General features: G+C 66.0%; 21 protein-coding genes. 11 read left to right on the top strand and 10 right to left on the bottom strand.

The window, feature by feature from the left end; translation table 11 throughout:
• Window positions 1-109: 109 nt before the first annotated feature.
• The 4 genes from ACTJJZ_RS16550 to ACTJJZ_RS16535 all read right to left on the bottom strand — a co-directional run bounded on the left by ACTJJZ_RS16550 (window position 110) and on the right by ACTJJZ_RS16535 (window position 3442).
• Window positions 110-268: a hypothetical protein gene (locus tag ACTJJZ_RS16550; RefSeq protein ID WP_440722285.1), complete on the bottom strand. Its 159-nt coding sequence runs from the start codon at window positions 266-268 to the stop codon at window positions 110-112.
• Window positions 265-1557, bottom strand: coding sequence for a replication initiator (locus ACTJJZ_RS16545; RefSeq protein ID WP_440722284.1), 1293 nt, complete (start codon window positions 1555-1557; stop codon window positions 265-267). Before ACTJJZ_RS16545 ends, ACTJJZ_RS16550 begins: the two co-directional genes overlap by 4 nt.
• A gap of 33 nt (window positions 1558-1590) precedes the next feature.
• Window positions 1591-2382, bottom strand: a complete 792-nt coding sequence (locus ACTJJZ_RS16540; protein WP_440722283.1) for an FtsK/SpoIIIE domain-containing protein — start codon at window positions 2380-2382, stop codon at window positions 1591-1593.
• Between the two features lie 730 nt (window positions 2383-3112).
• Entirely contained in the window at window positions 3113-3442 is a 330-nt protein-coding gene (locus tag ACTJJZ_RS16535; RefSeq protein WP_440722282.1) for a hypothetical protein, read from the bottom strand.
• Between the two features lie 213 nt (window positions 3443-3655).
• Between ACTJJZ_RS16535 and ACTJJZ_RS16530 the strand changes: the two genes are divergently transcribed.
• Together ACTJJZ_RS16530 and ACTJJZ_RS16525 are read left to right on the top strand one after the other, a co-directional pair.
• Window positions 3656-4441 carry a hypothetical protein gene (locus tag ACTJJZ_RS16530; protein WP_440722281.1) on the top strand — a complete coding sequence of 262 codons (786 nt, stop codon included), beginning with the start codon at window positions 3656-3658 and terminating at the stop codon, window positions 4439-4441.
• A 13-nt stretch (window positions 4442-4454) separates the two neighbouring features.
• Entirely contained in the window at window positions 4455-4925 is a 471-nt protein-coding gene (locus ACTJJZ_RS16525; RefSeq protein WP_440722280.1) for an NUDIX hydrolase, read from the top strand.
• Window positions 4926-4956: 31 nt separating this feature from the next.
• Here the strand turns inward: ACTJJZ_RS16525 and ACTJJZ_RS16520 are convergent, their stop codons facing one another.
• Entirely contained in the window at window positions 4957-5646 is a 690-nt protein-coding gene (locus tag ACTJJZ_RS16520; RefSeq protein WP_440722279.1) for an HDIG domain-containing metalloprotein, read from the bottom strand.
• Window positions 5647-5911: 265 nt separating this feature from the next.
• On the opposite strand from ACTJJZ_RS16520, the gene ACTJJZ_RS16515 reads away from it, so the two are divergent.
• The 4 genes from ACTJJZ_RS16515 to ACTJJZ_RS16500 all read left to right on the top strand — a co-directional run bounded on the left by ACTJJZ_RS16515 (window position 5912) and on the right by ACTJJZ_RS16500 (window position 9777).
• Window positions 5912-6382 carry a hypothetical protein gene (locus ACTJJZ_RS16515; RefSeq protein ID WP_440722278.1) on the top strand — a complete coding sequence of 157 codons (471 nt, stop codon included), beginning with the start codon at window positions 5912-5914 and terminating at the stop codon, window positions 6380-6382.
• Entirely contained in the window at window positions 6379-7014 is a 636-nt protein-coding gene (locus ACTJJZ_RS16510) for a hypothetical protein (protein ID WP_440722277.1), read from the top strand. Before ACTJJZ_RS16515 ends, ACTJJZ_RS16510 begins: the two co-directional genes overlap by 4 nt.
• 1055 nt (window positions 7015-8069) lie before the next feature.
• A complete protein-coding gene (locus ACTJJZ_RS16505) occupies window positions 8070-8711 on the top strand; it encodes an ABC transporter ATP-binding protein (protein ID WP_440722276.1) in 642 nt (213 codons plus the stop codon).
• Window positions 8712-8886: 175 nt separating this feature from the next.
• On the top strand, window positions 8887-9777 hold the full coding sequence (locus ACTJJZ_RS16500; protein WP_440722275.1) for a hypothetical protein: 891 nt from the start codon (window positions 8887-8889) through the stop codon (window positions 9775-9777).
• 1 nt (window position 9778) lies between these two features.
• Here the strand turns inward: ACTJJZ_RS16500 and ACTJJZ_RS16495 are convergent, their stop codons facing one another.
• Window positions 9779-10144, bottom strand: coding sequence for a hypothetical protein (locus tag ACTJJZ_RS16495; protein ID WP_440722274.1), 366 nt, complete (start codon window positions 10142-10144; stop codon window positions 9779-9781).
• Window positions 10145-10194: 50 nt separating this feature from the next.
• Between ACTJJZ_RS16495 and ACTJJZ_RS16490 the strand changes: the two genes are divergently transcribed.
• Window positions 10195-10416, top strand: a complete 222-nt coding sequence (locus ACTJJZ_RS16490) for a hypothetical protein (RefSeq protein WP_440722313.1) — start codon at window positions 10195-10197, stop codon at window positions 10414-10416.
• A 409-nt stretch (window positions 10417-10825) separates the two neighbouring features.
• On the opposite strand, the gene ACTJJZ_RS16485 is transcribed toward ACTJJZ_RS16490, so the two are convergent.
• From ACTJJZ_RS16485 to ACTJJZ_RS16470, 4 genes are all read right to left on the bottom strand, one after another.
• Window positions 10826-11554: a DUF222 domain-containing protein gene (locus ACTJJZ_RS16485; protein WP_440722273.1), complete on the bottom strand. Its 729-nt coding sequence runs from the start codon at window positions 11552-11554 to the stop codon at window positions 10826-10828.
• Between the two features lie 311 nt (window positions 11555-11865).
• Complete coding sequence (locus ACTJJZ_RS16480; protein ID WP_440722272.1) at window positions 11866-13035, bottom strand: YncE family protein; 1170 nt, start codon at window positions 13033-13035, stop codon at window positions 11866-11868.
• 123 nt (window positions 13036-13158) lie between these two features.
• The gene (locus ACTJJZ_RS16475; protein WP_440722271.1) at window positions 13159-13881 is read right to left on the bottom strand and encodes a response regulator; all 723 of its coding nucleotides are present in this window, start codon (window positions 13879-13881) and stop codon (window positions 13159-13161) included.
• The gene (locus tag ACTJJZ_RS16470) at window positions 13878-15542 is read right to left on the bottom strand and encodes an ATP-binding protein (RefSeq protein ID WP_440722270.1); all 1665 of its coding nucleotides are present in this window, start codon (window positions 15540-15542) and stop codon (window positions 13878-13880) included. Before ACTJJZ_RS16470 ends, ACTJJZ_RS16475 begins: the two co-directional genes overlap by 4 nt.
• 164 nt (window positions 15543-15706) lie before the next feature.
• On the opposite strand from ACTJJZ_RS16470, the gene ACTJJZ_RS16465 reads away from it, so the two are divergent.
• From ACTJJZ_RS16465 to ACTJJZ_RS16450, 4 genes are all read left to right on the top strand, one after another.
• On the top strand, window positions 15707-16558 hold the full coding sequence (locus ACTJJZ_RS16465) for an ABC transporter ATP-binding protein (RefSeq protein WP_440722269.1): 852 nt from the start codon (window positions 15707-15709) through the stop codon (window positions 16556-16558).
• Window positions 16555-17493, top strand: a complete 939-nt coding sequence (locus ACTJJZ_RS16460) for an ABC transporter permease (protein WP_440722268.1) — start codon at window positions 16555-16557, stop codon at window positions 17491-17493. Before ACTJJZ_RS16465 ends, ACTJJZ_RS16460 begins: the two co-directional genes overlap by 4 nt.
• A 59-nt stretch (window positions 17494-17552) precedes the next feature.
• A complete protein-coding gene (locus ACTJJZ_RS16455) occupies window positions 17553-18656 on the top strand; it encodes an ABC transporter substrate-binding protein (protein WP_440722267.1) in 1104 nt (367 codons plus the stop codon).
• A 329-nt stretch (window positions 18657-18985) separates the two neighbouring features.
• The gene (locus ACTJJZ_RS16450) at window positions 18986-20152 is read left to right on the top strand and encodes an IS30 family transposase (RefSeq protein ID WP_440721084.1); all 1167 of its coding nucleotides are present in this window, start codon (window positions 18986-18988) and stop codon (window positions 20150-20152) included.
• Window positions 20153-20187 lie beyond the last annotated feature (35 nt).

The following is a 20187-nucleotide window of genomic DNA, read 5'->3' as shown; positions in this document are numbered from 1 at the left end:
CGATATTCGATGTCGAGACTCGCAGACAAAGTCACCACGTTGCCCCTCCGTGTCGAGATTGAGTATGACCCGTGGCCTGGGTATTTCAGTCGATTGAGCGGACGGCTTCTCACGAACCGCGAGGTATCAGATGAGGCGGCGTGGTGTCGAAGAGCGCGCCGATGCGGTGCATGAAGGTGTCAGGGTCGAGGCGTTCCGGGACACCCTGGGCAGCAGTCGTGCGCTGCACCCAGGCGATGAGTTCGGGGCTGTAGACATGGCCGGTCATGGTTCGCCTTGCCTCTGCCCGGCCACGTCGTTGGCCGTGTGGGCGGTGCGGAGTTGTTCGCGGTGTTTCAGAGCCGCGGTGACGGCGAGGTAGCGGTGCCCGGGGGTCTTGTGCCCGGAGCAGACGTACTCCCAGTCCGCATCACCCGCGTCCGACTCGAAGCCGTGATTTGGCTCGATGGTGTGCGCGGCGCGCCACGCGGCGCGGTGCTGTTTCTGCGCGGTCATGGTCGTAGAAAATGCGCGGGACTTCGTTGTCGTGTGCCCGCGCCAACCGAAGGTGCCGAGCCTGTCGGCCATGCCCGCGTACGCGTCGGGGATCAGGGTCGCGAGGCGAGCGAGCGTCGACATCACTCGCTTGTGGTGTGCCGGGATAGGCAGAAGATCGATGTTCGCCGCGGGGATCCGTGCCGGCAGCGCGGCGCTGGTGATGCCCTTGGTGACGTACTTCGCGAGGTACCCGCCGACGCGACGCGTCTGTTCCTCGTGCGTGAGAGGCTGCACGTCGACCTGGGCACCTAAGCGCAATGTCACGGTCCCGAAGGTCGCGGGAACCTCGACTCGGGCCATGGACGCGGCGGCAGCGGCGAACGTCGCAAAGGTTTCAGGATCGATGCCAGAAGCGTCGGAGCCGTTATTGGCGCGGAGGATCGCGTGATAGTGCGGAGCAAGGCGTGCTTGCATCTCCATGACCTTCACGAACGAGACTTTCACGCCCGGGGCGCGGCGGCTGACGAGGCGGCGCAGCGTGCGCGTGTACCGGTTCCACAACGCCGGGAACCACCAGGTGGTGAGTATGTGTGCCTCGTAGTCGTAGCAGTCCGCGCACAGCGGGCTCCCGACAGCCGGATCCCCGCTCGGGTGCGTCATCGAGCAACCCGTCGCCCCGCCATGAGTGCAGGTGCCCGTCACGGCCGGACGGCAGGAGCCTGCAGGGTCGTCCGCGTGATGTGCGTGGACGGCTCCGAAGGATGGTGCGGTGAGGGTGACGAACACGGCTGCCGCGTCGGTGAGGCGCTCGGGGGTGAGCCCGCCGGTGACGATGTGCCAGGTGTCGAGTGCATACAGGTCGGAGCAGGCAGGGCAGACGGTTTCGCGGCGGTTTTCGCACCGCGCATAGATCGTTGTCGTCCGCCCCGCCAGAGTGCGAGTGAGGTGGATGGGGTGGGCGCAGTATCCGGAGGATCGCACCCGCCCCCACCAGTCCTCGTATCCGGTCGAGGACGCGGCAGCGACGAGTCCGGCGAGGGTGTCCGGGTCGAGGGTTCCGAGCAGGTTCGTGTTCGCCATCGTCGTGCTCCTTCCTGCTGATTCCCGTCTCGGTCAGAACCCGGTGACGTCGCCGCCGTCAGGTGCTGCCATCGGCCAGGACGGTGCCGGGTACCGGTCGGCGAGGGCACGGATGTCCGTGTCGGTGACGTGGTAAGCGCGGGCGCGGAGCGGGCGCGCGGTGCCGTCTTCGATCTGGTAGCCGACGCCGGGCAGGGAATCGGGGATCTGGTCGCAGAGCGCTCCGGCGGCTCGGGCTCCCTGCCCGAGCACCATGTCGACCTGGGTTGCCTCGGTGAGTCGGAGCCCTATCCGTGTCGGGAAAAGCTGCCGCATCGTGAGAACATCCTTCGACGGATCCTGCGCGGCAGCAACCACGGTCACCCCGACCGCACGGCCCTGGGAGAGGATCAGGGAGAGCAGCTGGATTGTCTCCGCTGCGACCTTCCGGTCTGTCTCGTACGCGGTCAGCGAGGCGAGCTCGTCGATCACGACGACGACCTGCGGCTCCACTGTCGTGGCGACATGAGCGCGAGTGACGCCCCGGTACCGGTCGGCGCGTTCCTGCACGAGCGCGGCCGCGGCCCGGAGCAGTTCCAGCGTGGGTGTCCCGGTCGTGTGCACGAATCGGTCGAATAGGGCCGTGGCGGCCCCGAACTCCATCCCGCCCTTCGGGTCGATCACCCACAACCGCACGACCCCTGCGTGCACGGCCGGTGCGAGGCCGGCGAGGGTCGACCAGACCACGGATCCCTTGCCTGCGCCGGTCGCGCCGGCCACGAGCAGGTGCCGGCCCGCGACCCGCGCAACCCAGGGCATGCCGTCCTCGGTCACACCGATCCGCACGGCTTCGAGATCCGTTGCAGCAGGCGCAGGAAGTGGAATGGGTGTGGCGAGGTGATCGCGGGTGCGGACGGTGAGCGTGATCCAACCGGGCCCCGGGGTAGTCGCGGTGACGGTCTGGGCGCGCCACCCGTGCGCGAGCGCCTCACACAGCCGAGACCAGTCCGCGAGCGTCTGCCCTGCGATCATCTCCACAGTGAGAACGTCCCTCGACGGGTGCACGCGGATCTTCCGCAGTCGGGGAATCAGGGGCGTCCCGTCAAGCGTGGGGGCGAGGCCGTTCAGCGCGCAGACGGCTGCCCACCCGCGCCGGTAACGGGAGCGACGGTATCGGGCACGGATCCGAGCGTGCACCGTCGCGCGGAACGACGCCGGATGCAGGTACCACCAGAGAGCGAGGACCACAATGCCGACCAGCGCAGCGCTGGCCCCAGCCTCCCACCCGAAACTGATCCACGCCCAGACTGCGGCGACGATAGGGGCGGAGAACATCGGAAAAAGCACCGCCCACCAGGCGAGCCGACTTCCGAGCTTGACCGCTTCCCAGGCGATCTGAGCCAGAGCAACGATCACCTCGGAGACGGTGTCGCTGCTCGAGTTCGATGGGGTGGGAGATGTTGAGGTCGTGCGAGCCATCGGAGGGCTCCTTCCAAAGAGTCGGATTGGATACGGACGTGTCCCGGGGCGGCGGCGTCAGGGTGTTGCCGCCGCCGCCCCGGTTACACATGCGCGGTCAGTCGTTGGACTTGCCCGGGCGGATGTCCGCACCGCGGAGCGCGGTGGCCCGGTAGGCGACGCCCGAGCGGTCGCCCTGAGACCACGGGATCGCGACCAGCCCCTCCACCGTCACCGGGGCGCCGATCGCGATCCCGGCGGGCTGGCCCGGAACGGAGACAGCGAGCACTTCACCGCCGGAGGAATCCAGGGCAGCGACCTGCACCTGGAACATCGGCAGCCCCGTCTCCTTGTCGATGCGAGCAGCGCCCGTGTCACGGTCGGTGCGGGGCTCGGGCAGCCGGGTTGCGAGAAACTGAACCCCCGCTGTATTGATGTTCAAACGCATGAGAACGCCTACTTCCTGTCGTGGCTGTCCCTGCCGGCCGGTGGGGACAACGACAGACAAGCGAGCAAGAAGCGCAGCAACCAGACATCAACAGCGCAAGATCATGCAGCATCACGGCTGCAACAACAGGCACGGAAAAGGGCTGATGCTGCATGGTTCTGCTTGGACATGTTGCAGAATGAGCGGTAGCGATGCCCGTGACGAAAGCACTGCATGACCCCCCACGACAACTCCGCCCCCGCACCCGCCGACGACACCGGACGACTCCTGCGCGCGGCGATGCGTGAGAAGGGCATCAACGAGCGCACGCTCGCTACTCTCGCTAATGTCGATGAGCGCACGATCAAGTCCGTGATGAGGGGTGCGCCGTCCCGCTACACGACCAAGGCCCCGATCGCCGCGGCCCTCGGAATGACGGTTGCGGAGATCTGGCCCGATTCCCCGGTCCTCTTCGCGGCGGATGCGCCGACCGTCCGCGCCCGTGTGTTCCCCTCCCGCGCCGAAGTACCGTCCGCGTTCTGGAGCGACGTGTTCACCGCCGCGAACAAACGGATCGACATCCTCGTCTATGGCGGCACATTCTTGTTCGACTCCGTCCCCGGGTTCCTCCGCACCCTCACCGACGCCGCAGACCGGGGCGTCGCCGTGCGGTTCGTGGTCGGTGACCCCGAATCACAGGCCGTGCACGCCCGCGGCATCGAAGAGAGCCTCGGCGTCGATCTCGCCGGACGATGCCGGATGACGCTCCGGCAACTCGCCCCGCTGATGAGTGTCGAGGGCGTCGAAGTCCGCATCCACGCGACACCGTTGTACACGTCGATGTTTTTCGCCGATGACACCGTTTACGCGAACCATCACATCTACGGACTGCCCGCGGGCGACAACCCCGTCATCGAGCTGACCCGGCGCACGCACGAGAACCTGTTCGACAAGTACGCCACCACGTTCGCCCACGTCTGGAACGACGCACGCCCCGTCCAGACGTCACCCCGCTACTGAGGAGAACCCCGGCATGGCACGCACCGACCACTACAACAACCCGGACGCGCCCCAAGCGAACAGCGTCGTCCCGTCCACGACCGCCGTCATCGCCGACGAGGAGGGGCGGATCCTTCTCGTGCACAAGGTCGACAATGGGCTGTGGGCGCTGCCCGGCGGCGGGATGGAACTCGGGGAATCCATCGAGGACTGCGCCGTCCGCGAAGTGAAGGAAGAGACCGGGCTGGACGTCGAGATCACCGGGCTCATCGGCGTCTACACCAATCCCCGCCACGTCATCGAGTACACCGACGGCGAGGTCCGCCAGCAGTTCTCGCTTTGTTACACCGCCAGCGTCCTCGGCGGTACCCTCGCACACGACCACGAATCCACCGACCTGCAATGGGTACACGCCGACCAGATCCCCGACCTGAACATGCACCCCAGCATGCGGCTCCGCATCGACCACTACCTCCAGCACCGAGACCGCCCCTACCTCGGCTGAACCCGCCACCCGGCCCGGGGGCGGGCAACCGCTACCCGGCAGACGCGAGCAACGCTTCGACGCGGCGCGCCGATGCGAGCAGCCTGGGGGCCGACGCGGACACGGCACGGTGCACCGGATCCTCCGGGCCGTACCGATCCAGGATCTCCGCGACCCGCGCGTCCGCACCGATCGGCGCACCATCCACCGAAGTCGTGAGATCCGAGAACGTCACCACGTCCAGATCCCCAGCTTCAGGCGCGGCGAACAGGGACAGCGAATCGGACAGGCCGCGCTCCGCGGCCTCCTCCTCTGCGCCTGTGTGGAACGCGATCAACGACACGACATGCTCCGGAAACCCCTCGGCGCGCGCGAACAGCGCACCGTCGACGGGATGGAACCCGGACATCGCGACGGTCTCCGAATACCCCACGTCATGAAGCCACGCCGCCGCGACGATCTCTGCGCTATGCGGACAATCCAGAGCAGCGGCGACGTCAGAGGCGCGAGCAGCGACGCCCTGCACATGCGCCCACCGACGCGGCAACGACACCAGCCGCACCTCAGCGACAGCCCGAGCACACTCCACCAGATCCGACACCATCCCGGCCAGACTACGGCCACCCACCGACCATGCCAAGGCAACCCGGGCCGCGGGGCAGGCGACCGATCCCGAAACCACCGTCCACCGGATAGGGCTGCCGCCATCCGCTCCGCGGATGTTGCCGACGACCAGCAACACCGGCCCAGACAACCCAGGACACCATCGGCTCGTGACGAGAGCGAGAGGAGAAGAGGAGAAGAAGAATCTCAGCGAGCCAGAAAGGTCGGGCATCGCGCTCCGCTCCGCTACGCGCGACACCCTCCCTAGGCGAACGGACGACGAGCCGAGCCAGGAGCACCGGGGATCGGCCCCAGGCCTTGTCCAAAATTCCTTTACTTAGTCAAGAAGCCGAGCCATAAAACCGATACTTGCGCGGACGGCTGCCATCTGCTTTGGTGTATGCATGACCGGAACTCAGGGGGTTCAAATGAAAAACTCAGCGTCTACAAAGAAGATCGTGACTCGTGTGGCGGCCACTGGCTCCGGCCTGGCCTTGTGCGCCGCACTCGTGACAATTCCTCAGGCCGCCAACGCGAACGGCTATGGCGAGGCTTGGTCGGATGGATTGGGGGGACGGACCACCATCAACGTCATCGGATCATCCAACTACGTCGAATGGGTCGATGTCGGCCACGGTCACAGTGCCGAGCCGTGGCTCAACTACTGCGGCCGGCAGACGAAGTCCTGGGGCATCAGCCCCGATGGTATGAACCAGACGGCCTACTCGTACTGGGCGAGCGACTGCACTCCGGTTAGCTTCTTCGGGGCGACTGGGCACTACAAGTACTTCATGAGCGGAAGTAACGTGTGGGCGCAGGCCTATCACGACGGTGCCTGGCGTTCCGGCGTGCCTGGCGTGACGATCTGGCGGTGAAGCACCGTCTTATGAACCTCGGTGCATACGTCAAAGGGGCTTGCGTAGCGGGGGTGCTTGCAGTGGTCGTTGGTATCGCAGGGTGTGCGAGCGACGAGGCGCAGCAGAAGACTCTCAATATCGCGTCCATTGCCAAGAACACCACCGCCTTCCAAGCGGAAATTCTTCAGGACGGGAAGGTAACTCCGGCCGAGTATGAATCAGCGGTCTTGGCGTATCGGACCTGCGTGCAGGATGCCGGCGCCGAGCCTGGTGAGATATCCGAGTTTGGAAATAACGAACTTGGGTTCACTTACACGATCACCGCCGCAGGAGAGACGCAGCGCAAGGCCATCGAGGCTGAGACCGAGCAGTGCTTGAAGGACAACCTTGAAGACATCGGCAAAGTCTGGTCGTACCAGAATCTTCTATCGCCCAAAGAGCTAGATAGGCAACGCCCGGAGGTCGCGGCGTGCCTTCGATCAGTTGGGATTGATATCAATGATTCCTTCTCCATTGACGATCTGCGCAAGTATGTCAGCGAGCACGAAGAAGCCACCGACGATATCAAGCCATGCGTGGAGAAGTATCCAGGATTCTTCTCTATCAATCCCGCAGAGGTTCAGGATCATCACGACGAGAGCACGGGATAAATGCGACGGGCCCTAAGGAACTGGCTTGTCGTCAGTTTGGCCGCATGTGTACCGATAGCGCTTCTGCTTGCGGGCCTGTATGTTTCATCGGCGGTCGACAAGGAAGCGACGGGGACAGGTACGCGGCTGGTGGTAGTGCCGATCGAGCGGGCTCCATTTGTGGGAACCCGCTCGATCCCGCTTCGCTTGACCTGGGTCCAACCGAAGGGCATAGCTGCGCCGGCATGGCAGGGAATAGTGACCGCGGTCGGCTTCGGACCCGGTGCGACTCTGACGACCGGATCGAAAGTCGTTCAAATCGACGGCATTTGGCGGCTGGCTGTCCACGCGGATACGCCCATGTACGCTCCGATTGGCCCAGACAGTGAGGAGTCGGCTCAAGAGGTGGCAATGTCTCTGCTTAAGGGTCTTGGGTACCTGGATCAAGAGGTGGATTACTGGGGCTGGGATGCCACCGCGGCGATACGAGACCTAGCGAAAGATCTCGGAGTGCCCAAACCTGACGAACTAGTCTCATTAGATCCTGCATGGCTGGTGTGGCTCCCGACGGAACAGATCGTGGTTGGGGAAAGCACGCTTGGAATCGGCTATCCCGCGCCTGCACCTGGCGAAGAGTTCATCTCTCTCTCTCCGACTCTCACACGTATAAGCGTCGACACGGAGTCGAAGTCGAGCGAGTCGTCAACTCTCGATTCTGGTAGATGGTCGCTTTCGTTGGGCGATGCCACAGCAGAGATCACAGGGCTTCCGTTGGAAGATCCCACGAAGTTGGCCGCGTTTTCGTCGTCCCTCGCGTTAGAGCACCCCGAGACGACCCAGGGACAGGTGTCCAAACCGGATGGCGGCGAAGGATGGGTCGTTCCAACTGCCAGTGTTGTGATTGGCAAGGGTGGGGCCACATGCATCGTTACGAGAAAGCCCGGAGGTTCGGATCTTTCGATGTTGGTCGTCGGCGTCGTCCCAGGAGCTGGGGTGGGTACTGCGTGGGTAACGGCAGATGCTTCAGGGACGCTCCTGATTGTCACAAATCCCAGCGCGATGAAAACGAAGCCGAGATGCGTGTAACCGTCACCGATCTATCATTTCGATATTCTTCAAATGAGAATTGGTTGTTTCGTGATATCTCCGTGACAGTTCCTAGCGGGACTCTTCTTGCCGTAACCGGTCCAAGCGGGTGTGGGAAATCCACGTTCTTGGATCTTCTAGGTGGATTGAGGAAGGCGGACTCCGGTCACATAATTATGGGGGAGACCCGAGAGTCATACTCCGAAAAGAAATTTGGTGAAATATCGTGGATTCTTCAAAACACGCCCGTGCTGGGTGGGAGATCCGCGATTGATAACGTTGCGTTCGCTCTGCTTCCCTTGGGAACATCCATGGGAGACGCAAGAGCTCAGGCGCGCGCCGCTATTAAAGAGGTCGGCCTCGATCATCGCCGGAATGCCAAAATCGGTGAAATGTCTGGAGGTGAGGTCCAGCGGGTAGCTATTGCGCGGTCGATCGTTTCTGCAGCCCGCTTGGCGCTTGCCGATGAGCCTACCGGTCAACTGGATGCCAGGAATACAGCAGCGACGATCCAAGCATTGCGTGCGACAGCTGCATCTGGCAGGACGGTGATTATCGCTACCCATGATCAATGGGTCGTCGAGCAATGTGACATGGCTCTGTCGCTGCGAGCTGAGGAAAACTATGTCTAGCCGCCTGGTGTCCCTGATCGGAGAATCGGGCAGATCAGCCGCCGCGCGGCCTCTCAGGCTCCTATTGTTCTCTTTGATCTCAGGACTGATCATCTGTGTTAGTGCCTTACTTGAGTGTCAAGCCAACGCCGCTCTCGTAGAAGCGGGGGATGAAGCGATAAAGGCAGGCGCCGGCGTGGTCGTCATCGACAGCTCCTCCGGCAAGTTCAACTCCTCAAGTTGCGTTGCTGCAGGCAGAGCAAGCGGGGTACTCGCGTCAGGGGTTGTTTACTCGCTCAGGGCGACGCGTTCGACCCAAGTCCCGAGCGCGCTCTTCCAGCTAGCCACAGTCAGCCCGGGGCTATTGTCCGTCATCGACCCGAATTTTCACTTTGAGAGCGAGGGCATATACGTCCTTGGCGATCAGGTAGCGGACTCACTTGGCTACGGCATCGGAAGCAGGGTTTCTTTGGTTGGGGAACCAGTCGGCGAGGTCGGAGGGATCGAGAGGAATGCCGCACGGGCGGAGAGCCAATCGCGCTGGATTTTCCGCGCTGAAACGCACTCTGCGACCCAGACGATTGAACAATGCTGGCTTGAAGCCGACGTGGACTCGGTAAATGCGGTGCTGAAAGCCCTTCCGGCCGTCATGCATGAGATCCCAGATCTTCGCTTGCGCACGTTATCATCGAGGGACGTGTTTATCGCAGCTAAGACGGCTTTTGAAAGCCGAGCTAGCAAGTATGCCTGGGTAGTCGGTGGACTTCTAATGGCAGCTGTGACTGCCATGGGGTGGATAGGTCGGCGATCTGAGTACGCACTCTACACAATTACTGGATTTCCTGGCGACGACGTACGTTTGCTGATGTACGGCGAATATTGGATTATGGCCGGAATCGCGTTCATTTGGGGAGTGGCGGGAGCCTGGTTCATTGCCACCCTCGGTGGCATTCCTTCATTCGTCTCCGTTGCAGCGGGCCTTGTCTCGGCGCTCATGGTTGTCGCTCTAGGCGCCATAATTTGCGCGATGAGCACCCTTTTCTTTGGCGGTGGGGATGTGGCGAGAGCGCTAAAGAATCGCGACTAACTTATGTAAACAATCTCAGGAGCAACACATCGGCTGCGCGATTGATGTTTCCCACGGAGAATATGACGATCGCCACTGCGAGTGTTGCGACTACATAGCTTGTGGTGTTTCGCTTTCCCCAAGTGAAACCAAGTACTGCTGCGATGATGGCGGTCGACATCGATATTGTTTGACCGATGACCGTTGCGAAAGACATTCTGATTGCCGCTGCGGGTGTTGGGCTGACCCAGCTGTTGAAAATGAAAGCGATGGCGATGGGTAGCAGTACGGTCCCGGTCGTGATCAGAATGGTTTGCAGGATTAGGCGCTTCCTAGGAGATTTTGGTTTCTTTGACTCATTCATGTCGCTCCGGTCGTCGGTAAACACACTCTCCAGCATAGTCCGCACCCCGTCGGCGCCAAGGCCTACGCTTTCACGTGTGCTCACGATTCGCCGTCGACGACAAGATCAACGAGAGCTTCACCGAGTTCGTCGAGCGCACGGGCCGGCGGCTGGCTGAGAGGTCTCCGGACTGGGGCGCCGCGAACAATATCAAGCCTACCGAGCAGATCCCGATCCTGCTCGAATACGCGAAGACCGGAGAGCTGCGCTTCGATAGCGCAGGCTGGGCGCTCGTACCGCGTGATCAGCAGGGCTGACGGAAGCGGCGTGGTTCACGAGGCGGCGGGCCCGTCGGGCTTGACGCTGCCGACCAAAAGAAGCGGAAGGGTGTGCTGCACGGATAGGTGACAGGCTGTAGTCACGCTGCCAGTTCGGCTGGGTGTTCATGATGACCTCGGATTCGACGGGCCACTTTCTCGCCCAGCCGCGGCTCGGTCGATTGCAGGTGGCTCAGACTCAGTGCCGAATCGCCGGGCTCGGATGGCGGCGGGACTGTTGGCCGCGACGAATCTGCGGGCGCTGCTTGTGATCACGATGCGTCCGAATCGCATTCCGGGCAGTTGGGCGGCGGTCAGCAGCGTCCCGGTTTCGACGGCGCCGTGCGTGAACCGACAAGGTCTGACCCCCATGAGAGTGCAAAGTAAGAACCGCTAAAAGGGCAGACTGTCAACTTGCGCCGTTGGCGAGGTCTGTCCGGCCTCGATGGCGTTTCCACCAGTCGATGTGATGGACCTTGGTCATGGAGACAGGCAGGGCGCACATCGCGCAGCCGCCGTCGCGTTCGGCCAGCGCCAGCTTCTGCGCGCTGCTGAAGAGGCGCCTGCCGCGCCCCCAGTCGAGGATCTCGCTCTTCCCGCCGAGGACGCACGGGATGATCCCGCCGTCGGCGGCCATCCTGCGGACCGCCGCGATGCTGACCGGCTGATCGGATCCGTCGATCCGGCCAGAGCCGACTCCGGATCGCAGGTCTCCAAGCTCCACCCGGACCACGACAGCCGCGCCCGCCAGCGGCAGGGAGCGCGCGGTGCAGTCGAGCGCGTGCTGGCACACGAAGCCCAGCGCGTCGGCCCGCAGCTGCTCGACCGTGCGGCGATCGGTGTCGGGGGCATCGGGGTCGATCGTGGTCTTGCGGGCCGCGAACGCAGCGGAGACGTAGCCTTGCAGCGCCGCGCGGACCGGGGCTGCGGATGCGGTGTCGGTGACGAGTTCGAGGTGGAATGCGCCGTCGCGCTCCCACATGCGCAGCGACCGCCGGGCGCGGACCTCTTCCTCCCGGGGCTGCACCCCGGCGATCAGCTTCGCGGGGGTGCGGAAGCCCTGCTGCTTGGCAAGCGAATCCGGCCCGAGTTCCGGCCGCGACTCGTGGGCGATACCCGCCGCGACCTCGGCGTGCACGGCGCCGACCCGTCGCTTCAGCACTCCGAGCGCATCGTTCACGGCAAGCAGCTGCGCCCGCGACAGCCCTGTCGCGTCGTCCGCGTCACCCCAACGCCGCATCGAGCGCCGCGAGGGCCTCGTGCAGGGGAATCAGGTGGCTGGACATGCCCCCAGTCTACCCGAAATCCTCGCGAGTATCGAATATATCTTCGAACTGGGGACTGGTTCGCGAACTTGCTTCAGCCCTCGAGCGCGCAGCGAGCGCCTTGTGAACCGCCTGCACGAGGGGGCTGGGCGCCCTCGGACGCCCAGCCCCCTCGTGCAGCCGGTCAGTGCTTGGCGCTCGCGGCGTAGACGTGCACGCCGTCCTGCTCCGGAACGTACACGCGGGCCGGATCGCCGAGCGCGGTCACCTGGTGGAAGCCCGGCGCGGCCGCGTCGAGGGCGATGTCGGTGACGAAGCGGCCGGTCTGGCCGTCCACCACCATCACGGTCGGCGGGTACAGCTGGGGGAGCGGCGGGGGCCCTGCGGCGCCCGCCTCGGCCGCATAGAAGCGCCCGTCCGCGGCGTTGTACGAGACCTCGTCCGCTCCGCCCGCGTCGTGGCCGGAGTACTGCGCGAGGACGTGTCCGCTGACGACGTCCATGAGCACCGGTGCGCCGTTGTTGCAGCCGAGCAGGACACGCCCGTGCGGGCCGGCCGCGAGGCCTCCCGGGCTGCAGGTGACGCCGACCGGGAGGATCGCCTGGACGCGCAGCCGCGTCGGGTCGAGGCGGACGACCACGCCGTCGGGCTGGGAGTCGGTGGACCTCACGGCCTCGACGAACGTCCGCATGGTCGCGTCCCACTGCGGCTGCTCGATCGAGTCGGGCCCCGCGCCCGGAATCACGACGTGCCCGAGGACGCGATGCGTGCCGTCGGCCTGCGGGCGTGCGTCGATGAAGGTCACCCAGGGCGTCGCCGTGCCGGATGCGGACGTGGCGTCCGGGCTCGTGACGGCGATGATCTCGTCCACCGGGTCGTAGCCGATCTCGTCGGCGGTCGGGGCTCCGACCCCCACGGAGTCGGTGACGGTGAGGGAGGAGGCGGAGACGACTTTGATCGCGCCCGCGCCGTCCCCCGCCCAGACCTGGCCGAGATCGTCGGCGATGACACCGGCGGGTCCGTCCGTGAAGCCGCGCACCTGGGCGAGCAGGGTCGACGTGCCGCCGTCGATGACGTCGAGCGTCGAGTTCGCGAGGTCGCTGAGGTAGACGCGTCCGCTTGCCTGGTCCCCGAACTCGACGTCCGCGAACAGCGGACTGCCGGGGGTGGGGATCGGGATGACGCCGGCCGGCTGGTAGACGCTGCCTTCGTCGGCCCTGCCCGCCGGCTCCGCCGAGGCCGGGGCGGCCATGAGCGTGAGGGCGAGGGCGGTTGCGCCGACGCCCGCAGCCAGCGCGACGGCCGACGCCGGGCGCCTCCCCTTCGCGCGACGTTCGAGACCTGTGCTGATCATGCTGACCTCTCTCCGCCGACGCTCCGATGGGACGGCAGGGCCGACGGTACGTGGGTGCGCGTCTATCAGCAAGACTGATCTCACGATGGTGACCATCGATGTCGGTGATGTCCGGCTGCGGGATCAGCGAGCTCGGGTACCCCGCGCGACGTAGCGGTGCTCGGGGCGGCCGGTGCTGCCGTATCGCAGCTCCAGGCGCACGAGGCCGGACTGCTCCAACTGGGTGAGAGCGCGCTGAGCCGTGGTGCGGCTGATCCCGATCGCCGTCGCGATCTCCTGCGCCGACACGTCGGTGCGCCGCGCGGTCACCGCGTCGAGCACGGCCTGCAGGGTCGGCGCGAGCCGGCGCCCCTCCTCGGCGGGCGCGGCCGGTCCGGGGCGGAGCAGGTCGAAGAGGCGGTTCACGTCGTCCTGGGTCGCCGCGTCGCCGAGCGCGGCGATCCGCTCCTGCGCCTGACGGAAGGCGGTGAGCCGCTCGGCCAGCTCGGCGAAGCCGAACGGCTTCACCAGGTAGTGCAGGGCGCCGAGCTGCACCGCCCTCCGCACGGTGGCCAGATCGTTCGCGGCCGAGATCACGATGACGGCGGGCCCGGCCCCCGGGCCTGCCGAACCGTCCGGCTCGGCGAGCAGCTGCCGCACCACGTCGAGCCCGTCCCCGTCAGGGAGGTAGATGTCCATGAGCACCAGGTCGGGCCGGAGCTCCCTCGCCTGCCGCAGCGCCTCGGCCGCGGATCCGGCCTGCCCGACCACGCGGAACCCGGGCACGGCCTCGACGAAGCCGACGTGCACGCTCGCCACCCGGAAGTCGTCGTCGACGACCAGAACGGTCGACTCGTCCGCGATCATCGGGATCCTCCCCGCACCGGGGCGGCGTCCGTGGAGTCGGACCCTTCGACAGGCTCAGGGACCGGAATCGCTGCGGCCCCGGCAGAGCGCGGGATCACCACGGTGAACGCGGCGCCGCCGTCGCTCGCGACGGAGACGGTGCCGCCCAGGCGCTCCGCGGTCGTGTGCACGAGCGACAGGCCCAGCCCGCTGTGCCGCGCCAGCGAACCGCGCTTGGTGGTGTAGCCGCTCTCGAAGATGCGCGGCACGGATCCGTCCGGAACGCCGGGGCCGTTGTCGGCGACGCGCACGGTCAGCGCCGTCTGCGTCTCCACGATCGCCACCACCACGCGTCGCGGCGCGGGGGAGTCGGCGAGGGCGTCGAAGGCGTTGTCGATGAGGTTGCCCAGGATCGTGACCAGCGCCGGCAGGCGATCCGGAGCGGATCCCAGATCCGTCTCCGGCGACACCACCAGCTCGATGCCCCGCTCGTTCGCCTCGGCCGCCTTGCCGAGCAGCAGGCCGACGATCATGGGGGCGCCGATGTGCGTGCGCAGAGTGCGGTCGAGATCGGCGGAGGTGCCGCGGATCTCGTTCAGGTACTGCAGCGCCTCCTCGCCGCGGCCGAGTTCGAGCAGCCCCGCGACCGCGTGCATCCGGTTGGAGAACTCGTGCTGCTGCGCGCGGATCGACTCGGCGAAGCTGCGCTCGCCGTCGAGCTCCTGGGTGAGCCCGGTCACCTCGGTGCGGTCCTGCAGGGTGAGCACGGTGCCGTGCGGCCGGCCGGCGATCGTCACCGGCATGCGGTTGAGCACGAGCACCCCGGCGTCGGTCACCGCGATGGCATCCTTCACCTCGGTGGTGCCGGTGAGCGCATCGCGGATCGGACCGGCCTCGAGCGCCTCATCCAGCCGCTGACGGCGCGCGGTCTCCGGGAGGTGCAGCAGGCGCTGCGCCTCGTCGTTGATCACGGTGATGCGTCCGGCGGGGTCGACCGCGATCACTCCCTCGCGGATGCCGTGCAGCGTCGCCTCGCGCTCCTGCAGCAGCCGGGCGATCTCGTCGAGCTCGAGCCCGAAGGTGCGTCGCTTCAGCAGGCTCGCGAGCCCGAACGACACCAGCGCCCCGATCGCGAGCGCCAGCACGAACCAGGCGCCGTAGACGGGCAGCTGGCCGAGCAGCTCTGCGGCGACGCTCGACTCCCTGATCCCCACCGAGACCTCGCCGACAACGGTGCTCCCGTCCTCGGCGAACACCGGCACGCGCGCGTTCGCGGTGACCCCGGTCGAGCCCGTGTCGGTGGCGAGGTGGACCCTGCCGTCGCGCGCGACGACGTCCTCCGAGACCCGCTTGCCGATGAGGGAGGGATCCGGATGCGTGTGCCGCACCCGGTCCAGGTCGATCACGACGACGTAGGCCGCTCCCGTGCGGGTCATCGCCGTCCCGGCGAGCTGCTGCAGGGTGCTGTCGCACGCGCCTCCGTCCGCGACGAGGCAGGAGCGGACGTCGGGGAACTCCGCGAACGTCTGCGCGATGTCGGCGGCGCGGGCCTGGTAGTCGCTGGTGAGATTCGCGCGCGCGGTGAACGCGAACAGCACGAACCCGATCAGCAGGGAGGCGCTCAGGATCGCGACCTGAGCCAGCAGGATCAGGGTCGACAGTCTTCGGATCCGTCGTCGCATCACCTCCGGATTCTCTCACCGCATCGTGTGGGCCGGGCGCGCCCAGAATGCACAAAACCTCCTGCAACGCCCACAACCGCGGGCAATGCGCGCAAGCGCGACAGAGTGGAGCCGTCGCCGCGAGGATCGAACCTGCACGACAGGAAGACAGAGAGGTCTTGACCATGGGTGACACCCGAAACCCGCGCGAAGCCGGATCCCCTCCGGGGAACGAGGCCGCGCGCATCGACATCGTCGGGCTGACGAAGAGGTTCCTCACGCCGAACGGCGAGCCGTTCACGGCGATCCAGGACGTGAACCTGCTGATCGAGCCCGGCCAGTTCTGCGCCATCGTCGGTCCGACCGGCTGCGGCAAGTCCACGACGCTCGGCCAGGTGTCCGGGCTGGAGAAGCCGAGCGCCGGCGCCGTCATGGTGGGCGGCCAGACCGTCGAGGGCATCACGGCCGGCGTCAGCTACATGTTCCAGGCCGATTCGCTGTTCCCCTGGAAGACGGTCCTGGCGAACGTGATGATCGGCCCGGAGCTGACCGGCACCCCCAAGCGCGAGGCCATCGTGCTCGCCAGGGACTGGCTGCGCCGGGTGGGGCTGAACGGCTTCGAGGACCGCTATCCGCACCAGCTGTCCGGCGGCATGCGCAAGCGCGTCGCGATGGCGGCGGCGCTCATCAACAACCCGCGGATCCTGCTCATGGACGAGCCCTTCGGCGCACTCGACGTGCAGACCAAGGCGATCATGCAGAGCGAGCTCCTGCACCTCTGGGAGGAGCTGCGGCCCTCGGTGCTGTTCATCACGCACGACCTGGACGAGGCCGTCGCCCTGAGCGACAAGGTCGCGATCATGACCTCGAGCCCCGGATCGATCAAGGACGTGTTCGACATCGACCTGCCCCGTCCGCGCGGCAACATCCAGGACCTCCGCCACGAGCAGCACTTCATCGAGCTGCAGGGGCGGATCTGGGAGTCGCTGCGCGACGAGGTCACCCGCGCCTACAACCGATCGGTGAGTGCAGCATGAGCGAGTTCCTGACTTCTCCGCCGAAGTCCGACCCGTACCTCGGGATGGCGTACGGCAAGGACGACCCGCGCTCCTTCTTCCGCGAGTCCGAGGCCGAACTGCAGGCCAAGGGGCGCCGCGCCCGCCGCCGGCACACGATCCAGGTCTGGATCGGCCGCGTCGTCCTGCTCGTGGTGGTGCTCGGCAGCTGGCAGCTGCTCACCTCGTTCCCGGAGAAGAAGCACGCGATCGTGGATCCGTTCTTCTTCGGGCAGCCGAGTGAGATCTGGAACAGCCTCGTGCACCTGTTCACGGTGGGCACGGCGTTCGGCACCATCTGGGAGAACCTCTGGGTCACGGTCCAGGAGGCGCTGCTCGGCTTCCTGCTCGGCACCGTGCTCGGCGTGGTCTTCGGCATCCTGCTCGGCAGCAACAAGTACCTGGCCGAGGTCGGCGGGCCGTACATCAAGATCCTCAACGCCATCCCGCGCATCGTCCTCGGCTCGATCTTCATCGTCGCCTTCGGGCTCGGAATGCCCGCCAAGGTCTACCTCGCGGCGGTGCTCGTGTTCTTCGCCGTGTTCTTCAACGCCTTCCAGGGCGTGCGCGAGGTCGACCAGAACCTCATCGCGAACGTGCGGGTGCTGGGCGCGTCGCCGATGCAGATCGCGCGCCACGTCACGATCCCGTCCGCGATGACCTGGATCATCGCGAGCCTGCACACCGCGTTCGGCTTCGCGATCATCGGATCGCTGGTCGCCGAGGTGCTCGGCGCCCAGCGCGGCATCGGCCTGATCATCAGCCAGGCGCAGGGCAGCTTCGACCCGAACACGGTGTTCGCGTGCATGGTCATCATCGCGGTGTTCACGCTCGCCGCCGAGTACCTGATCTCGCTCCTCGAGGGACGCGTGCTCAAGTGGCGCCCGCCGTCCCGGTCCGAGGCGTCGTCGATCTGACCCTCTCCCTCAACCCTCACCAGGAGCGCCGACCCGTCGGCGGAACGAAAGGAAACCCTATGAACAAGCGCGGCATCGTCGCCGTCGCGGCGGCCGGAGCACTGATGCTCAGCCTCGCAGCCTGCAGCAGCAGCAGCGGCGGATCCGGATCCGGATCCAGCACCGCCTCCGCCGGAGGATCGTCCCCGGAGACCGTGAAGATCATGGTCGGCGGCATCGACAAGCAGATCTACCTGCCGTACAAGCTGGCCGACCAGCTCGGCTTCTACAAGAAGTTCGGCGTGAACGTCGAGCTCACCACCGAGCAGAACGGCGGCGTCGGCGCCGAGGACGCGATGGTCTCCGGCCAGGTGGACTTCGCCGGCGCCTGGTACAACCACACGATCGAGCTGCAGCCGAAGGGCAAGGAGGTCATCGACGTCGTCCAGCTGTCGGGCGCCCCCGGCGAGCGTCTCATGTGCACCCCCAAGTCGGGAGTGAAGAGCCCGAAGGACATCAAGGGCAAGAACATGGGCGTCACCGACCTGGGGTCTGGCACCGACAAGCTGACCCAGTTCATCGCGCACCAGGCCGGCCTCTCGCAGAGCGACTACCACACGGTCGCCGTGCACGCCGGTGCGACCGCGATCGCGGCCCTGCAGCAGGGCGCCGCGGACTGCGCGATGACCACGCAGCCGACCGTGACCGCGCTCACGAGCCAGAAGGTCGCCGACACCGTCGTCGACCTCGCCTCGACCGAGGGTGCGACCAAGGCTCTCGGCGGTGCCTGGCCGGCGGCCGGCCTGCTCGGCCGCGCCGACTGGGTGAAGGCGCACAAGGACGCCACGCAGCGCGTCGTGAACGCGCTGGTCGCGACCATGCACTGGATCGACGAGCACTCCGCCGCGGACATCGCGAACAAGCTGCCCGCCGAGTACGTGAACAACTCCACGATCACGAAGGACGAGTACGTCGCAGGGCTGACCACCGACAAGGGCCAGTTCCTGCCGGACGGCATCATGCCCAAGGGTGGCCCGAAGACGGTGCTCGACATGGAGAAGCAGCTCGGTCTGGACACCTCGAAGATCGACCTGGGCGCGACCTTCACGAACGACTACGCGCAGAAGGCCAACAAGGACGCCGGCACCAAGGTGACGACGACCCCGGCCGGATCCGACGGCTGATCCGGATCGGATCCAGCGGTCCCTGAAGCCTGTCGAAGGGACCAAGGGCCGGGCGCTCCAGGAGCGGGTTCTAACGGTGGTCGCAACACCCCGAGTTTCGGGAGGTTGCGACCACCGTGTCGTTTTCAGAGGAGCAGGATCAGCGTCGGGCTGAGTTCTTCGCGTTGTTGAGTTCGGTGGGCAGTGTCTCGCTGGCAGCGCGGGAGTTGGGCATCAACCGCAACACGGCGTTCGGCTGGGCGAGGAAGGGTGGGTTCCGCTCTGGAGGGAAGTACCCCGCCCGCCCGGATCCACGTCGTGACGAGTTCGCGCGATTGCGGGCGGAGGGCATGTCGCGACGGGACGCTGCTGCCAGGGTCGGCATCCATGAGCGGACAGCCGAGGACTGGGACCATGGGGTTCGCAAGTCGCGGAACTCGCGGTTCTACCCGGACGGGCGGCGGGTGGATTACGCGACCGGGCGGGTCACGATGGAGACCATGGAAAGTCCACCACCCCTGGTTCCGGAACAGATCGGGTCCAGGTTGTTGTCCCTGATCGAGCGGGAGAAGATCGCGGATCTGCACCGGGCTGGTCTGTCGTTGCGCGCGATCGGGCGGGAGCTGGACCGACCGGCGTCCACGATCAAACGTGAGCTCGATGCGCACACGACCGATGGTCGGTATCTGCCGCACGGTGCGCACCGGGCAGCCGCCGCGGCGCGGGCGCGGCCGAAGCCGGGGCTTCTGGTCCAGCCTGGTCGGCTGAGGGACTACGTCGCGGCCGGTCTGCGAGAACAATGGTCTCCGGAGCAGATCCGCAACCGGATCCGCGAGGACCATCCTGACGATGAGGGCATGCGAGTGAGCACGGAGACGATCTACCAAGCCATCTACGTCCAAGCGCGCGGCGGCCTGAAACGCGAAATCACCGATGCTTTGCGCACCGGGCGGACCCGCCGCAAACCGCACCGGTCGCCGGAGCACCGCACCAGCCGGTTCGTCGATCCGATGGTGATGATCAGCGACCGCCCCGCGGAGGTCGAGGACCGCGCCGTCCCCGGGCACTGGGAAGGGGACCTGATCACCGGGGAACTGAACAAATCCGCGATCGTCACGCTCGTCGAACGCACCACCCGTTACGTGATGCTCGGGCACCTCCCCGGCGGGGACCACACCGCCGAGACCGTCCGTGATGTTCTCGTGGGCCTGATCGGCACCCTGCCGGAGCACCTGCGCGGGTCGTTGACCTGGGACCAGGGCGCGGAGATGGCCGGCCACAAAGCGTTTCGGATCGCGACCGGTGTCCCGGTCTACTTCTGTGATCCCGCATCGCCCTGGCAGCGCGGGTCGAACGAGAACACCAACGGACTGCTGCGGCAGTACTTCCCCAAGAGCACGGACCTGACCGTCTACGGGCCCGAGGACCTCGAACACGTCGCCCAGAAACTCAACCGCCGCCCACGCAAAACGCTCGGCTGGAAAACTCCAGCCGAGCGTCTGCTAGAACTTGTCTAGTTCAATCGGTGTTGCGACGACCCCTTGAATCCGCC

The organism is Microbacterium sp. 22242, assembly GCF_052045495.1.
Classification (GTDB): Bacteria; Actinomycetota; Actinomycetes; order Actinomycetales; family Microbacteriaceae; genus Microbacterium.
This window is presented reverse-complemented; position numbering and strand designations above follow the sequence as displayed.

Excerpts from the sequence above, each read along its gene's own strand:
- ACTJJZ_RS16550 (WP_440722285.1), bottom strand. The coding sequence starts at position 268 with ATGACCGGCCATGTCTACAGCCCCGAACTCATCGCCTGGGTGCAGCGC.
- ACTJJZ_RS16460 (WP_440722268.1), top strand. The coding sequence starts at position 16,555 with ATGAGCGAGTTCCTGACTTCTCCGCCGAAGTCCGACCCGTACCTCGGG.
- ACTJJZ_RS16525 (WP_440722280.1), top strand. The coding sequence starts at position 4,455 with ATGGCACGCACCGACCACTACAACAACCCGGACGCGCCCCAAGCGAAC.
- ACTJJZ_RS16480 (WP_440722272.1), bottom strand. The coding sequence starts at position 13,035 with ATGATCAGCACAGGTCTCGAACGTCGCGCGAAGGGGAGGCGCCCGGCG.
- ACTJJZ_RS16545 (WP_440722284.1), bottom strand. The coding sequence starts at position 1,557 with ATGGCGAACACGAACCTGCTCGGAACCCTCGACCCGGACACCCTCGCC.
- ACTJJZ_RS16530 (WP_440722281.1), top strand. The coding sequence starts at position 3,656 with ATGACCCCCCACGACAACTCCGCCCCCGCACCCGCCGACGACACCGGA.
- ACTJJZ_RS16470 (WP_440722270.1), bottom strand. The coding sequence starts at position 15,542 with ATGCGACGACGGATCCGAAGACTGTCGACCCTGATCCTGCTGGCTCAG.
- ACTJJZ_RS16515 (WP_440722278.1), top strand. The coding sequence starts at position 5,912 with ATGACCGGAACTCAGGGGGTTCAAATGAAAAACTCAGCGTCTACAAAG.
- ACTJJZ_RS16505 (WP_440722276.1), top strand. The coding sequence starts at position 8,070 with ATGCGTGTAACCGTCACCGATCTATCATTTCGATATTCTTCAAATGAG.
- ACTJJZ_RS16475 (WP_440722271.1), bottom strand. The coding sequence starts at position 13,881 with ATGATCGCGGACGAGTCGACCGTTCTGGTCGTCGACGACGACTTCCGG.
- ACTJJZ_RS16465 (WP_440722269.1), top strand. The coding sequence starts at position 15,707 with ATGGGTGACACCCGAAACCCGCGCGAAGCCGGATCCCCTCCGGGGAAC.
- ACTJJZ_RS16535 (WP_440722282.1), bottom strand. The coding sequence starts at position 3,442 with ATGCGTTTGAACATCAATACAGCGGGGGTTCAGTTTCTCGCAACCCGG.
- ACTJJZ_RS16450 (WP_440721084.1), top strand. The coding sequence starts at position 18,986 with ATGTCGCGACGGGACGCTGCTGCCAGGGTCGGCATCCATGAGCGGACA.
- ACTJJZ_RS16455 (WP_440722267.1), top strand. The coding sequence starts at position 17,553 with ATGAACAAGCGCGGCATCGTCGCCGTCGCGGCGGCCGGAGCACTGATG.